Genomic DNA, 14,154 nt, shown 5'->3' with positions numbered 1-14,154 from the left:
GGCGTTTTATTTTTAGTTTAATATTGACGTGAAGTTTAGTTATCTAGAGGGTGAGTACTTAAGTAGAACAATCCTCCGTTGATGATATTTAAATGTATACTAGGTTCGTATTGAGTAATAATTGCATTTTTTTCATTTTTATAACAATCTGGTTTTTCATCAATTTCCTCATAGAACCTTTCTAACAATAATAAATCTTCTTCCATTTTTTGTTTGGCGTCGACAGCCCACTGATGATTTTCTGTGTGAACTTTTTTTATTAATTGATCTTTGATTCGTTGCAACCCAGATGCTGGGCGAATCAAAGGAGATAAAGGGAAGCATAAGCTAGAAATAGTTTCATTCATTTCCCAATGTTTTAAAAGGAAGTGAAAATCATTTATCATTTCCCCATTAATGAGGTTTAGTCCTATAGAAAAAAATTCTTCCTTTTTTTTATGGCACTGATAGACAAGCTTTCCGTTCAAAGCAAGCCAAGGTTTTAATGATTGTGCCGATGCTGCATGTTCAACTTTTTCATAAAAATGTCCATATTTCCCTTTACTCATAGCAAAAGAAAATAGCTGATGGAGACGAGGGGAACCGTAATGAATGACTTCGGTTTGTTTTGATTTTTTAGCGGTAGAGTCTGTCTCGAACGTTAATCTCATTGGAGAAGCTAAACCATTCATTTTCTCAATATAATGCCAATAAAATGGTCGATTCATAATAGCTTTGTCTATTTCGGCTGTTAGCTGAACTTCTAATGATGAGTCGCTAAAATCAGTTACTTCACAATCATATTCGATGAAAAAATCTTTAAGAAACCCGTGTATATCAGCTTGATGCATGAGTTTCACCTTCTTTCTCATTGTCCAGCATAATTGATGTAAGATGATCAATTTTTACCTTCATTTCGCCTTTTGATTCAGATTTCGAAAATATGGAAGATAAATGTTCTTGAACACCGGAATCAGTAAATTTTTCTAATATATGATCTAATTCTCCAATTACTCCTTCAAAAAGACCGATTTTTTTATAAAGTAAATGAAGAATGTGATCTTCTATCGTATTTTCTACTGCTAAATGATAAATGTGAACATCATGTTCTTGGCCGAGTCGGTGTATTCTGCCGATTCGTTGCTCAATTCTCATCGGATTCCATGGAAGATCATAGTTGATAATACGATGACAGAACTGTAAATTTATTCCTTCTCCGCCTGCTTCTGTAGCAATGAGAACTTGGACTTGATTTTGAAATAATTGTTTCATCCAGTCTTTTTTACTTCGTTTGAATCCACCTCTAAAAGGAACAGAACGGATCCCTTTTTGATTTAAATACCATTGTAAGTAAAGTTGCGTTGCACGGTATTCAGTGAAAATAATGACTTTTTCATTTTCATCCCACTGTTCGATCAGCTCGATGACCTTCTCGGCTTTTGGATGAGCTGGAAGGTTGTTGAGCTCGGTAATTAAAGGAACAATCTGATTTTCAACAATTATTGGAGAAATTTTCCCTTTTTCTACAGAGTTTTTCAATGTCATGTATACAGCTTCACGGCTTGAACAAAACTCTCGTTGAAGCGTGAGGACTAAAAAAGCAGTTTGCATAGGGATTGACTCTTGTTTGAGATGTTCTTTTAATGATGTTATTTTGTGATAGACACTCGTTTGTTGATCGTTAAAGTGGATGGGGATTGTTTTTACAAAACGTTTAGGCCAATCCATCTTTGTATCATGTCGACGATTTCGTATCATCACTTTTTGAATGAGTTCACGAAGTTCTTCGTGACTACCTTTCTGTTTAAATGTATTGGAAAAACTATCTTCATCACCTAAGTAACCGGGCTTTAATAGTGAAATTAAGTGAAATAGTTCCGATAATTTATTTTGAACAGGAGTAGCTGTTAATAGAAGGCAAAATTTTCTTTTAATTTCTTTAACAACTTGATAGTTTTTTGTCTGTTTGTTTTTGAGTTTATGTGCTTCATCAATGATGACCATGTCATAATCAATTTCTTTAATAATAGATGAATGACGTTCTCGTTTGGCTGTATCCAACGAGGTGACCATCACATCAACAGCTTCCCATTGAGGGTTTTTCCGTTGTTCTACAGCTGGTATATAAAATTTTTTATTTAATTCCATACACCACTGACTCACTAAAGAAGGTGGAGCTAATATTAGAACTTTCTTTACTAAACCACGAATCATATATTCTTTTAAGATTAATCCTGCTTCAATGGTTTTTCCTAAACCGACTTCATCAGCTAATATTGCTTTTCCATTCATTTCCTCAATGGTTTTTCTCGCTACTTCATATTGATAATCATGAAACGTGAGTTCTGGAAGGTGTTTAGGAGCTTGTAGCCCTTCAAATTCGGTTATAATGTTTTCTTTTGCAATGTTAATGGCCATATTATATTGCTTCCACGTGGAGCATGAAGTTGGCCGATCTATCGTATCTAGAAAATCATTTTCCCACTGTTCGTCTATATGTATGGTTGGTTGCAAGAGAATCTCCCTTTCTTTTATAAAACTTTCAGTAAAGTGACAAAAATGAAAACTCGATATTGCTTTGAAAAAAAGAATAGTGGTAACATAAGAGTAATGAAAGATGTCTGTTAAGTAGTATGAGCAAATTTGAAGGTTTTCATTACGGATCTAAATCTAATAAATCGCGAATGACAATAAGGGGAGAGAGCGCTAATCTTTTCTATACAAAGAAAAGGCGTCGCCGAAGGAGCAAGCGAATAATCGTGAATCTCTCAGGCAAAGAAGACTCTTATTGGACGCAGCTCTGGAAAGGATCTGCATATAGCAGAACACCCATGGGGACACCTTGTAAAAAAGGGAAACTCTCAGGTACTAAAGACAGAGACATGCCAAGTTGAAGGCATGTCTCTGTCTTTTTTTCATTGACATAGGATTATTATGAACGAAAACAAGCATTTTATAAGTTCATAATCTAATCCGTAACCTTGTTATCTTTTTTACTTAATTGTATAGACATCTTTCCTTTTAAAATTGTTCAGTTGTTCAATGTAATAAAGTTATCCTGTTAAAGCTAATAACAATGGTTGATGAAAACTTTAATGGGCCCTTAAATTTAATGGAGGTGGATGCATTGTCAGGTAAAAAAACACCGTTATTTCCAGTTTATAAAGAGTCGAATGGTAAAACTATTGATTTTGGAGGATGGGATCTTCCCGTTCAGTTTTCTGGAATAAAAGATGAGCATGAAGTTGTCCGGACGAAAGCAGGTTTATTTGATGTTTCCCATATGGGTGAGATTGAAGTCAAAGGAAGTGGTGCACTTGCGTTTTTACAAAAGGTATTGACGAATGATGTATCGAAACCAAAACCTGGAGCATGCCAGTATACGGCTATGTGTTATGAAGATGGTGGAACGGTTGACGACTTAGTTTTATACAAACGGTCGAATGAAGATATTTTACTTGTTGTAAATGCATCAAATATTGAAAAAGACTATCAATGGTTACAAGAACATGCAGGGAATGACGTAGAAGTTACAAATGTATCAAATATGTATGCTCAAATTGCTGTTCAAGGCCCATTAGCTGAAACGATCTCTCAGCGTTTAACGAAAATAGATTTGTCTGAAATAACTTTCTTTAAATTCAGAGAAGAAGTGTCGTTTGCTAACAAGTCTATTTTAATTTCTAGAACAGGTTATACAGGAGAAGATGGATTTGAAATTTACTGTAAACCAGAAGATGCCGTTGATTTATGGAGAGTTCTATTGAAAGAAGGGGAAGAAGAGGGAATCCAGCCGTGTGGACTTGGTGCACGAGATACGCTTCGTTTTGAAGCTAAGTTAGCTTTATATGGTCAAGAACTATCAAAGGATATTTCTCCTATCGAAGCAGGAATTGGTTTTGCAGTAAAAACAGATAAAGAAGCTGATTTTATAGGGAAGAAAGTGCTGAAACAGCAAAAAGAAGATGGCGCTCCAAGAAAATTAGTAGGCCTAGAAATGATTGATAAGGGGATTCCTCGGCCTGGTTATGACGTTTATAAAGACGGAGAAAAAATTGGTTTTGTGACAACGGGGACCCAATCACCAACACTACAAAAAAATGTTGGATTAGCACTCGTTGATTCAAAATATAAAGAGTTAGGAACAGTGCTAGAGGTTCAAGTAAGGAAACGAAGCTTGAAAGCTGAAGTAGTAAAAACGCCTTTTTATAAAAGAGGATAAATTTGAACGAAGGGGGAAGAGTGATGCAAAAGTTCCGCTATTTACCAATGACCGAAAAAGATGAACAAGATATGCTTGAAACGATTGGCGTGGACCAATTAGAAGATTTATTTCAAGATATTCCAAAAGAGGTTCGATTTAACGGAGATTTAAATATTGAAGAGGCATTGGATGAAACAAAGTTAATTAAAGAAATGACGAGAATGGCAAATAAAAACCATAATGTCAAAGATTATCCTAGTTTTTTAGGTGCAGGGGTTTATGAGCATTATATCCCGTCCGTTGTGAATCATATGTTGCTACGATCAGAATTCTATACAGCTTATACACCATACCAACCAGAAATTTCCCAAGGAGAACTACAGGGGATCTTTGAGTTTCAAACGATGATTGCGGAACTGACAGGAATGGACTTGGCTAACTCTTCTATGTATGACGGACCGACTGCTTTAGCAGAAGCGGCGATGATGAGTGCAGGTCAAACAAAAAAGAAAACGATCCTTGTTTCAAAAACGGTTCATCCTGAAGCGCGACAAGTGTTAATGACGAGTGCTAAAGGACAAAATCTTCGTGTCATTGAAATCGATGAAAAAGATGGAATGACTGACTTGTCACATCTACAAGCAGAGTATAGTGATGATACAGCAAGTGTGATCGTTCAGTATCCAAACTTCTTTGGCCAAATAGAAGACTTGGAAGCAATAGAAAAAATAGCCCATCAAGGGAAATCATTGTTTGTTGTCTCATCTAATCCGTTAAGTCTTGGTGTTTTGCAGCCACCAGGAGAATATGGAGCAGATGTTGTAGTTGGTGATGCGCAGCCATTTGGTATACCTACTCAACTGGGTGGACCACACTGTGGTTATTTTGCAGTAACAAAAAAATTAATGCGAAAAGTTCCAGGTCGTCTTGTGGGACAGACGACTGATGATCATGGACAAAGAGGATTTGTTCTTACTCTCCAAGCGAGAGAACAACACATTCGTCGAGATAAAGCAACGAGTAATATATGTTCAAACCAAGCATTAAATGCGTTAGGTGCATCGATTGCTATGAGTGCCATAGGAAAACATGGTTTACACGAAATGGCGAGTCAAAATGTGCAAAAGGCTCATTATGCGAAACAACAGTTAAAAAAGCATGGTGTAGAAGTAGTTTCTGATCATCCGACGTTTAATGAATTCGTTATACGGTTGCCCAGAACTGTGAAAGAAGTGAACGATAAGTTGTTAGATCATAATATTATCGGAGGGCTAGATCTTTCGAGGTTTTATCGTGACAAAGAAAATCTTATGCTTGTAGCTGTAACAGAATTACGGACAAAAGAAGAAATTGACCAATTTGCTTCAGTATTGGGGGGAGTTCAATGAATGAGAAAAACCAATCGTTGATTTTTGAATTAAGTAAAGAAGGTCGTGTAGGCCATAGTTTGCCAGAAATAGATATTGAAGAAACCGCGATGGATGAACTGATTCCAGCCAAATTCCAAAGAACAAAAAGTCCAGAACTTCCAGAAGTTTCCGAATTGCAGATCGTTCGACACTATACGGCTCTTTCTAAAAGAAATCATGGCGTAGATTCAGGTTTTTATCCACTTGGTTCTTGTACGATGAAGTATAATCCAAAAATTAATGAAGATGTTGCTCGTTATCCTGGATTTGCTCATTTGCATCCCTACCAAGATGAATCAACAATCCAAGGAGCACTGGAGCTCATGTATAAGTTGCAAAGAACATTAGAAGAGATCACAGGAATGGATCAGGTGACTCTTCAGCCAGCGGCAGGAGCCCATGGAGAATGGACGGGACTTATGCTTATTCGTGCTTATCATGAAGCAAATGGAGATACTCAGAGAACAAAAGTTATTGTACCAGACTCTTCTCACGGAACGAATCCTGCTTCAGCTATTGTTGCTGGTTTTGATGCCGTGACTGTAAAATCAAATGACCAAGGTTTGGTAGACATGGATCACCTTCGTGAGTTAGCAGGAGATGATACAGCAGCACTTATGTTAACAAACCCTAACACTTTAGGTTTGTTTGAAGAGCAAATTATCGAGATGGCTGAAATCATCCATGAAGCTGGTGGAAAGCTCTATTATGATGGAGCAAATTCCAATGCAATTTTAGGAATTACGAGACCAGGAGATATGGGCTTTGATGTCGTCCACTTGAATCTTCACAAAACGTTTACAACGCCGCACGGAGGCGGTGGACCTGGTTCAGGACCAGTAGGGGTAAAACACGACTTAGTTCCTTATTTGCCAGTTCCATTAGTTGTTAAAAAGGATGAGACCTATCGTTTAGACTATGACGTACCTGAAACGATCGGCCGAGTAAAACCTTACTATGGAAATTTTGGCATTAACGTTCGTGCGTATACGTATATACGTACAATGGGTCCTGTTGGGTTAAGGAAAGTATCGGAATACGCTGTACTAAATGCGAATTATATGCTTCGTCGATTGGAACCATATTTCGATACACCTTATACACAACACTGTAAACATGAATTTGTTTTATCTGGGAAGCGGCAGAAAAAACTAGGCGTACGAACATTGGATATGGCGAAAAGGTTATTAGATTTTGGGTACCATCCACCAACAATTTACTTCCCAATTAATGTAGAAGAATGTCTGATGGTAGAACCTACAGAAACAGAATCAAAAGAGACTCTAGATGAATTCTGTGATGCGATGATTCAAATTGCAAAAGAAGCAGAGGAAACTCCAGAGGTCGTTCAAGAAGCCCCACATCATACTGTGATCGATCGTTTAGACGAAACGACGGCAGCAAGAAAACCCATCTTGCGTTATCAGAAAGTGTAAGAAAATTATCAACCTAGCTGGAAATCTCTATTCTATTTTCGGGGTAGCAAAGTGAATATTTAAAAAGAAAAAAGGTACGAAGCTCTCTTAGAGAAGGAGCTTCGTACCTTTTTATGGTGGAAAGGTGTGTTAATATCATTCGCGTGCATCGTTACTTTTTAATCTTGCCAGTCCACTTTCTGAAGCCACCTTTGAGGTGATTGATGTCTTCAGCGCCTCTTTTTTTACGAAGGATTCTTGCAGCTTGTACTGTTCTTGAACCATTTTGGCAATAGAGGTAAATTGGTTTATCGGGACGTATTTCTGTTTGTCGTTGTCGAAGTTGAGACAATGGAATGTTTCTAGCACCTAAAATATGTCCTGTTTTAAACTCTTTTTCTTCCCTTACGTCTATCAATTGCGCTTTCCGATAGTTTTTCTTGAATTCTTCTTGATCCAAAGTCTTCAAGTAATTCGGTTTTTTCATGCGCAGTAAAAGAACTGCAACAAGTACAACAGTCAAAATAATTAAAATCCAAATCTCCATGCTGCCACTCCTTTAATTCTTTACAAATTTAACTGGGAAAACATAGCACAAAACTATGTCTTGTCCATCCTCTATAAATGATAAACGTAAAAACGCGAATTGGCAACGGTTGAATCGAAACGTTTTGTGTTTATACATGGAATTCGATATGATAGACGATGCAAACACAGTCAAGGAGGAAGGACAAATGGAAACATGGTACTTTATTGATTCAAAAGAAAGATCACCGGCTTATAATATGGCGCTAGATGAAAAACTTATGGAATGGCATCGTAACAAGGAACTTCCTCCCATCATTCGTTTTTATGGTTGGTCTCCGGCTACCCTTTCTGTGGGGTACTTTCAACATATTGAAAAAGAAATAAACTTAGACGCAGTTAAAACCAACAAATTAGGTTTTGTAAGAAGAGCCACAGGTGGACGTGGTGTGTTACATGACGATGAACTTACTTATAGTGTAATCGTGTCTGAAGATCATCCAGCCATGCCTGAAACAGTGACGGAAGCTTATCGAGTGATATCAGAAGGGTTGCTAGAAGGATTTCGTCGATTGAATTTACAAGCAGAGTTTTCCATTCCAAGATCAACTGAGGAGAAAGAAAATTTAAAGAACCCACGCTCTTCTGTTTGTTTTGATGCCCCATCTTGGTATGAAATGGTTGTGGAAGGTAGAAAAGTGGCAGGGAGTGCACAAACGAGACAAAAAGGAATTATTTTGCAACATGGGTCAATCATTTTATCTATCGATGTTGAAAAGTTATTCGACCTATTTATTTTCCCTAATGAAAAAGTAAGAAGAAGAATGCAGCAAGGGTTTCATAAAAAAGCAGTTGCAATTAATGATATTTTAGAACAAACCGTTTCTTTGGAAAAGGTGAAAGAAGCTTTTAAAGAAGGTTTTGAATCAGGATTAAATATTGAGTTAAAGACATACTCACTCACGAATAATCAAGAATTAGAAGTACACGAGTTAATGGAAAAAAAATACAGCCTCGACTCCTGGAACTATAAACGTTAAAAGTTAAACGTGTAAATGAGTCTATTTTAGTTTTTTAAATCTATGAGATATGCTATTGTTATGTCTTGTAGTAAAAGAGAGATCGTGTTTATTGGTAGAGATTACCTACTTTCTAGGTTGCGAGTTTTGTCGAAAGTTTTATAAGATCGTTAGAACCTTTATATATCAGTGTTTTTAGATGAAATCGTCATTAAATGACAAAAATAGCTAATAACGTGTAAAAATCAGCAAATATATCCTATTTTCTCTTGTTCTCTAGTTTTATTTCCAAATTTCAAAGTTGACAATCCGATTAAAAATTGACCATAAATCAATATATGGTATTAAATTAAAAACAACACATACTATATATTGATTTTAATAAAGTGCTGTGATATATTGAAAAGTAGAACGGAACGGAGCTTTGCATTTTATGTAAAGCTTCGTTCTTTGAGTCATAATGACTACTAGATGACGTTTATTTTAAGAAATATATACAAAGGAGCGGAAGCCTGTGACAACCTTTATGTCCGAAAAGGGAATTAATGTAGATCAGCTGAACGATGACATTCAGCAGTTTCCTCAAGTATTCCCAATAACTCCCGACATGAAAAGAAAGCAAAGCGGTGTGTCCCGTCTTGTCATGTTAGATCGTTACACGTTCAAAGATACGGAGAAAAAAACACTGAAAGTTGGAGATTTTGTCGTTCTTACGGTCAAAGCTGATCCTGCATTTCCTGCTAGAGGGTATGGATTTGTATCCGAGATTAATTGGAATGAGGGTCGCGCTAAAATAGCAGTGGAAGAAGAATTTCTAGGTGTTCTAGATGATCCTGAAGAGAAAAAAACCGGCATTGTTGAACGAACGTTGGATTCTATAGATAAGCCACTTGAAGTGTATTACGAACAAATTGCTAAACGAAATGCACGAGGTTTAGCAGAAGTAGAAACGGAGCAAGAAAAAAAAGAAGAATCATTTAAAAAGTTTTACCATGAATTAGTTAATATGAATTTCGTTCCGGCTGGAAGAGTTCTATACGGAGCAGGAGCAGAAACAGACGTAACATATTTCAACTGTTATGTGATGCCTTATATTGAAGATTCCAGAGAGGGTATATCTGAACATCGTAAACAAGTGATGGAAATCATGAGTCGCGGTGGCGGTGTTGGCACAAATGGATCAACGTTACGACCTCGAAACACGCTTGCAAGAGGTGTAAATGGAAAATCATCCGGTTCTGTTTCTTGGTTAGATGATATTGCTAAGTTAACGCATCTAGTTGAGCAAGGTGGTTCCCGTCGAGGTGCACAAATGATTATGTTAGCAGATTGGCATCCAGATATATTAGAGTTCATCATATCGAAAATGCAAAATCCTCGTATTTTAAGATACTTATCTGAGAAGACAGAGGATATACAAATTAAACGTTTGATCCAAGAAAAGTTAAAATTTACCCCATTATCAGAAGTAGAAGAGGCGATGTACCAAAGTATCGCTAATTATAAAAATATAGAAGGCCAAGGTGGCTTTAACTATAAAATTATTTCAGAAGCAGAGGAAAAGCTCCGTACTGGAGGCACATACTCTGTAAATAATTCAGAGTTCTTAACAGGAGCAAATATTTCTGTTTGTATCACGAAAGAATTTATGGATGCGGTAGAAAATAACGCAGATTACAAGTTACGTTTTCCGGACGTTGAAAATTACACAAAGGAAGAAATGGCCGCCTATAATCGCGAATGGCAAGAATACGGAGATGTACGTGAATGGGAAGCGTTAGGTTTTGGCGTTAAAACATATCGTACAATTAAAGCACAAGAACTGTGGAACTTAATTAATATTTGCGCAACATATTCTGCAGAACCGGGAATTTTCTTTATTGATAATGCAAATGAAATGACAAATGCAGCAGCTTACGGACAAAAGGTTGTCGCGACGAATCCATGCGGGGAACAGCCACTGGCACCATATTCTGTTTGTAACTTGGCTGCGGTTAATTTAGCCGAAATGGCAGATAAAGAAAACAAAGTTGTTGATTTCAAAAAATTAGAACAAACTGTGGCAACAGGTGTACGTATGCAAGATAATGTTATTGATGCAACGCCGTATTTCTTAGAAGAAAATACGAAGCAAGCAAAAGGGGAACGACGGGTTGGTTTAGGTGTTATGGGACTTCATGATTTATTGATCTACACAGAAACAGTTTATGGATCTAAAGAAGGAGATGACCTTGTTGATCAAGTGTTTGAAACGATTGCTACAACAGCGTATCGGACAAGCATTCAATTAGCAGAAGAAAAAGGTAGTTTCCCATTCCTTGAAGGTTCTAACACTCGAGAAACATCCTATTTACGTGAAAAGTTCACGGAGACAGGTTATATGAAAAAAATGCCTGAAGATATTTTAGAAGGCATAAAAGAGCATGGGATTCGGAACTCCCACTTACTTACTGTGGCTCCAACAGGTTCAACTGGGACAATGGTTGGTGTGTCGACGGGACTTGAACCATATTTTTCATTTTCTTACTACCGAAGTGGTCGTTTAGGAAAATTCATTGAAGTGAAAGCAGCAATACTTCAAGAGTATTTAGAAAAGAATCCGGAAGTAGATCCAAACAATTTACCTGATTGGTTTGTCTCTAGCATGGACTTATCACCAGAAGCACATGCAGATGTGCAATGTGTGATTCAGAGATGGGTAGATAGTTCATTAAGTAAAACGGTAAATGCACCTAAAGGTTACACAGTGGATCAAGTAAAGAGCGTGTATGAACGTCTTTACCGTGGAGGCGCAAAAGGTGGAACCGTCTATGTAGATGGAAGCCGTGATGCACAAGTATTAACATTGAAAGCAGAAGAAAACGATGATTATGCTGTGGATCTCACTGGGGGAGAAGCGAAAAACGAACAAAAGAAACAAGTAGTCCTCGTTGATACGATTGCTGACCTTCGTTCTACATCTGTGCAGTTCGGCAGTGATGTGGGCGATACATGTCCTGTATGCCGTAAAGGAACTGTGGAAGATATTGGTGGTTGTAACACGTGCACGAACTGTAATGCTCAATTAAAATGTGGTTTATAATACTATAAATGAAGGAAACCTGAGCTGTGAAGCTTCAGGTTTTCTTTTCATTTTGTACTATTGGTAGAGTGTCCCATCGTTTTGTAGTATAATTTTAACTACATTCCGAGAAAAACTATACAGTACATAACGAAACAAATTTTGGAGGGGACCGTCATGCCAACACCAAGTATGGAAGACTATTTAGAACGAATATATTTACTAATCGAAGAAAAGGGGTATGCAAGGGTCTCCGATATTGCAGATGCCCTTGAGGTCCACCCTTCTTCTGTTACGAAAATGGTTCAAAAATTAGATACTCAAGAATATTTAGTGTATGAAAAATATCGTGGACTTGTATTAACGGCAAAAGGAAAGAAAATAGGAAAAAGATTAGTCTATCGGCACGAACTATTAGAGGAGTTTATGAGAATAATTGGAGTAAACGAATCGGGAATTTATCATGATGTGGAAGGAATCGAGCACCATTTAAGTTGGGATGCAATCGATCGTATCGGGGATCTCGTTCAGTATTTTGAAGAGAATGATAACCGTGTCGATGAATTACGACAAGTTCAAAAGAAAAATGATGAAATGAATCAGTAATTCGCGGGTAAATTGGATATTATCATCCAGTTTCCCGTTTTTTCTATTTTTCCCCTCAAAATTCTCACAGGGGTGAAGGATTTAATAATCAAGAGTTTTTTCTAAAGAATAGCACACATATATTTTAGTAAGCACAGTATATAAATGTGCTATCAGTATAAATGTCACAATCTAAATGAAAGGAGGGATTTCATATGAAAGTAGATGCTGTATTTGCTGGAGGTGGAGTAAAAGCACTCGCTTTCTCTGGAGCCTTTCAAGAGTTGAAAAAAAAGAATATAACGTTTGAAAGAGTCGCCGGGACAAGTGCAGGAGCTTTAACTGCAGCATTGATTAAAGCTGGTTATGAAGCTGAAGAAATGAATGAATTATTTAGTGACATGGATTTAAGAGAATTTTTAGACCCACGTGTGATAGGGAACGTTTTTCCATTTTTAAGATGGGTTATGTTGTATCGAAAGATGGGGCTCTATAAAGGAGTAACTTTTGAAATGTGGCTTGAAAAAGTACTTTCTAAAAAAGGAGTGAAAACATTTGGTGATTTACCTGAAGGAAGCTTAAAGATGGTTGCATCTGATATAACAAATGGAAGATTTATTGTTTTACCTGATGATCTTCCACGTTATGGGATTGATGAAAAATCTTTTTCTGTAGCAAAAGCTGTTCGAATGAGTGCTAGTTTACCTTACTTTTTTGAACCTGTGAAATTAAAAAATGAGCACGGAGAAGAAGCGCTTATTGTTGATGGGGGAGTATTGAGTAATTTCCCTATTTGGTTATTTATTAGAAAAAGAGAAAAGCGGGAAAGACCGGTGTTGGGTTTGCGATTATCTCCAGAATATGATCAAATCCCACCAAGGAAGATTAATAATGGGTTATCTTTCTTACACTCTATGTTTGAAACGATGAGAACAGCACATGATCAAAGATATGTGACGAAATTACATGCAAAAAATATCATATTTATTCCAGTGAAAGAAGTGACTTCAACTCATTTCAACATGTCAGAAGATGAGAAACATCAACTCATTCTATTAGGTAAACAAACGACAAAAGATTTTCTTAAAACGTGGTCGTATTAACATATAAATTAGAAAGAGTCGTGGCATTCGTCAAAAAATCTCTCGACTCTTTCCTTGTTGTTCATATATCTTCGTTAAAATTAATAAGGTAGGTACAAAAAACGTAATCCAGATGCCACCTAATATTCCGACTATTAGAAAAAGAAAAGGAAATGAGATAGGACTAACAATAAAGATCAAATATCCCATGATCATACCAGAGGTACCTAATATTAATGATAGTAATTTTGATATGTTGGAATGTGATACACTCATACGAATTTTGTACTGTTCAAACGTTACTCCGATTCCAGCACCTAGAAGAAGGCCAGGTAACAGGAGAAATGACGTATTTGGATAAATTAATCCACCAATAAATACAGGTAAAATAATTGCAAATGCGAACAAATATGGTTCTGGCATAGATCCCATCCAATCGAGACTTCGATAAAACATGTAACTAATAAATCCACCAATTAATATTCCACCAACGACAGAAAACACTGAACTTTCTTGAAGAAATAAATAACTTAGGCTAATCACAAACGGTGGAAACAGACAGAGTAACACCTCAATTCTTCGACGGACAAGTGGAATGAAAAAGGAAAATAACGTCATAGATGCTTGTATGTGAGGGTGTGTTAAAGGTAAATGTTGATCTTCAGCGTACAAAAAAGGAAAGTACATCGTGATAATAAACCCAAAAGAAAGGGAGAGAGTTGTTAGATATAAAATTTGAAATCCAATTCGTTTACTTATGGTCCAATAAACCATTCCAGCTAAAATTAAAAAACTTAATAATAGCCATTCAGACCAAATGCTGTAAGTTAAAGAAGAATGATAAATTTCATTCAATCTCCTCACCCCTTTCTAAA

At 36.7% G+C, this 14,154-nt stretch carries 11 protein-coding genes and 1 riboswitch; of the genes, 7 read left to right on the top strand and 4 right to left on the bottom strand.

Annotated features, from left to right (window positions below):
- Positions 1–35: 35 nt before the first annotated feature.
- Both QDN89_RS02060 and QDN89_RS02055 read right to left on the bottom strand, forming a co-directional pair.
- Entirely contained in the window at positions 36–830 is a 795-nt protein-coding gene (locus tag QDN89_RS02060) for a YqhG family protein (protein WP_280768415.1), read from the bottom strand.
- Positions 817–2,493: a DEAD/DEAH box helicase gene (locus QDN89_RS02055; protein WP_280768414.1), complete on the bottom strand. Its 1,677-nt coding sequence runs from the start codon at positions 2,491–2,493 to the stop codon at positions 817–819. Before QDN89_RS02055 ends, QDN89_RS02060 begins: the two co-directional genes overlap by 14 nt.
- Positions 2,494–2,663: 170 nt before the next feature.
- Positions 2,664–2,774, top strand: a riboswitch (glycine riboswitch).
- A 332-nt stretch (positions 2,775–3,106) separates the two neighbouring features.
- Here QDN89_RS02055 and gcvT point away from each other — a divergent pair.
- The 3 genes from gcvT to gcvPB are packed head-to-tail and all read left to right on the top strand — an operon-like array spanning position 3,107 to position 7,028.
- Positions 3,107–4,201 carry a glycine cleavage system aminomethyltransferase GcvT gene (gene gcvT / locus QDN89_RS02050; protein ID WP_280768413.1) on the top strand — a complete coding sequence of 365 codons (1,095 nt, stop codon included), beginning with the start codon at positions 3,107–3,109 and terminating at the stop codon, positions 4,199–4,201.
- Between the two features lie 23 nt (positions 4,202–4,224).
- Positions 4,225–5,571 (top strand): aminomethyl-transferring glycine dehydrogenase subunit GcvPA, encoded by a 1,347-nt coding sequence (gcvPA, locus tag QDN89_RS02045; protein ID WP_280768412.1) that lies wholly within the window; start codon positions 4,225–4,227, stop codon positions 5,569–5,571.
- Positions 5,568–7,028, top strand: a complete 1,461-nt coding sequence (gcvPB, locus tag QDN89_RS02040) for an aminomethyl-transferring glycine dehydrogenase subunit GcvPB (RefSeq protein WP_280768411.1) — start codon at positions 5,568–5,570, stop codon at positions 7,026–7,028. Before gcvPA ends, gcvPB begins: the two co-directional genes overlap by 4 nt.
- Positions 7,029–7,179: 151 nt before the next feature.
- Here gcvPB and QDN89_RS02035 read toward each other — a convergent pair whose 3' ends face one another.
- Entirely contained in the window at positions 7,180–7,554 is a 375-nt protein-coding gene (locus tag QDN89_RS02035; RefSeq protein ID WP_280768410.1) for a rhodanese-like domain-containing protein, read from the bottom strand.
- 187 nt (positions 7,555–7,741) lie between these two features.
- Between QDN89_RS02035 and QDN89_RS02030 the strand changes: the two genes are divergently transcribed.
- The 4 genes from QDN89_RS02030 to QDN89_RS02015 all read left to right on the top strand — a co-directional run bounded on the left by QDN89_RS02030 (position 7,742) and on the right by QDN89_RS02015 (position 13,300).
- Positions 7,742–8,572, top strand: a complete 831-nt coding sequence (locus tag QDN89_RS02030) for a lipoate--protein ligase family protein (RefSeq protein WP_280768409.1) — start codon at positions 7,742–7,744, stop codon at positions 8,570–8,572.
- A gap of 505 nt (positions 8,573–9,077) precedes the next feature.
- Positions 9,078–11,633: a vitamin B12-dependent ribonucleotide reductase gene (locus QDN89_RS02025; RefSeq protein WP_425335369.1), complete on the top strand. Its 2,556-nt coding sequence runs from the start codon at positions 9,078–9,080 to the stop codon at positions 11,631–11,633.
- Positions 11,634–11,789: 156 nt separating this feature from the next.
- Positions 11,790–12,218: a transcriptional regulator MntR gene (mntR, locus tag QDN89_RS02020; protein WP_280768407.1), complete on the top strand. Its 429-nt coding sequence runs from the start codon at positions 11,790–11,792 to the stop codon at positions 12,216–12,218.
- Between the two features lie 194 nt (positions 12,219–12,412).
- The gene (locus QDN89_RS02015) at positions 12,413–13,300 is read left to right on the top strand and encodes a patatin-like phospholipase family protein (RefSeq protein WP_280768406.1); all 888 of its coding nucleotides are present in this window, start codon (positions 12,413–12,415) and stop codon (positions 13,298–13,300) included.
- A gap of 30 nt (positions 13,301–13,330) precedes the next feature.
- Here the strand turns inward: QDN89_RS02015 and QDN89_RS02010 are convergent, their stop codons facing one another.
- Positions 13,331–14,134 carry a hypothetical protein gene (locus tag QDN89_RS02010; protein WP_280768405.1) on the bottom strand — a complete coding sequence of 268 codons (804 nt, stop codon included), beginning with the start codon at positions 14,132–14,134 and terminating at the stop codon, positions 13,331–13,333.
- Positions 14,135–14,154 lie beyond the last annotated feature (20 nt).

Origin of the sequence: Salipaludibacillus daqingensis (assembly GCF_029891575.1) — a bacterium.
GTDB lineage: Bacteria > Bacillota > Bacilli > Bacillales > Salisediminibacteriaceae > Salipaludibacillus > Salipaludibacillus daqingensis.
This window is presented reverse-complemented; position numbering and strand designations above follow the sequence as displayed.

Excerpts from the sequence above, each read along its gene's own strand:
- QDN89_RS02060 (WP_280768415.1), bottom strand. The coding sequence starts at position 830 with ATGCATCAAGCTGATATACACGGGTTTCTTAAAGATTTTTTCATCGAA.
- gcvPA (WP_280768412.1), top strand. The coding sequence starts at position 4,225 with ATGCAAAAGTTCCGCTATTTACCAATGACCGAAAAAGATGAACAAGAT.
- gcvPB (WP_280768411.1), top strand. The coding sequence starts at position 5,568 with ATGAATGAGAAAAACCAATCGTTGATTTTTGAATTAAGTAAAGAAGGT.
- QDN89_RS02035 (WP_280768410.1), bottom strand. The coding sequence starts at position 7,554 with ATGGAGATTTGGATTTTAATTATTTTGACTGTTGTACTTGTTGCAGTT.
- QDN89_RS02030 (WP_280768409.1), top strand. The coding sequence starts at position 7,742 with ATGGAAACATGGTACTTTATTGATTCAAAAGAAAGATCACCGGCTTAT.
- QDN89_RS02025 (WP_425335369.1), top strand. The coding sequence starts at position 9,078 with ATGTCCGAAAAGGGAATTAATGTAGATCAGCTGAACGATGACATTCAG.
- mntR (WP_280768407.1), top strand. The coding sequence starts at position 11,790 with ATGCCAACACCAAGTATGGAAGACTATTTAGAACGAATATATTTACTA.
- QDN89_RS02015 (WP_280768406.1), top strand. The coding sequence starts at position 12,413 with ATGAAAGTAGATGCTGTATTTGCTGGAGGTGGAGTAAAAGCACTCGCT.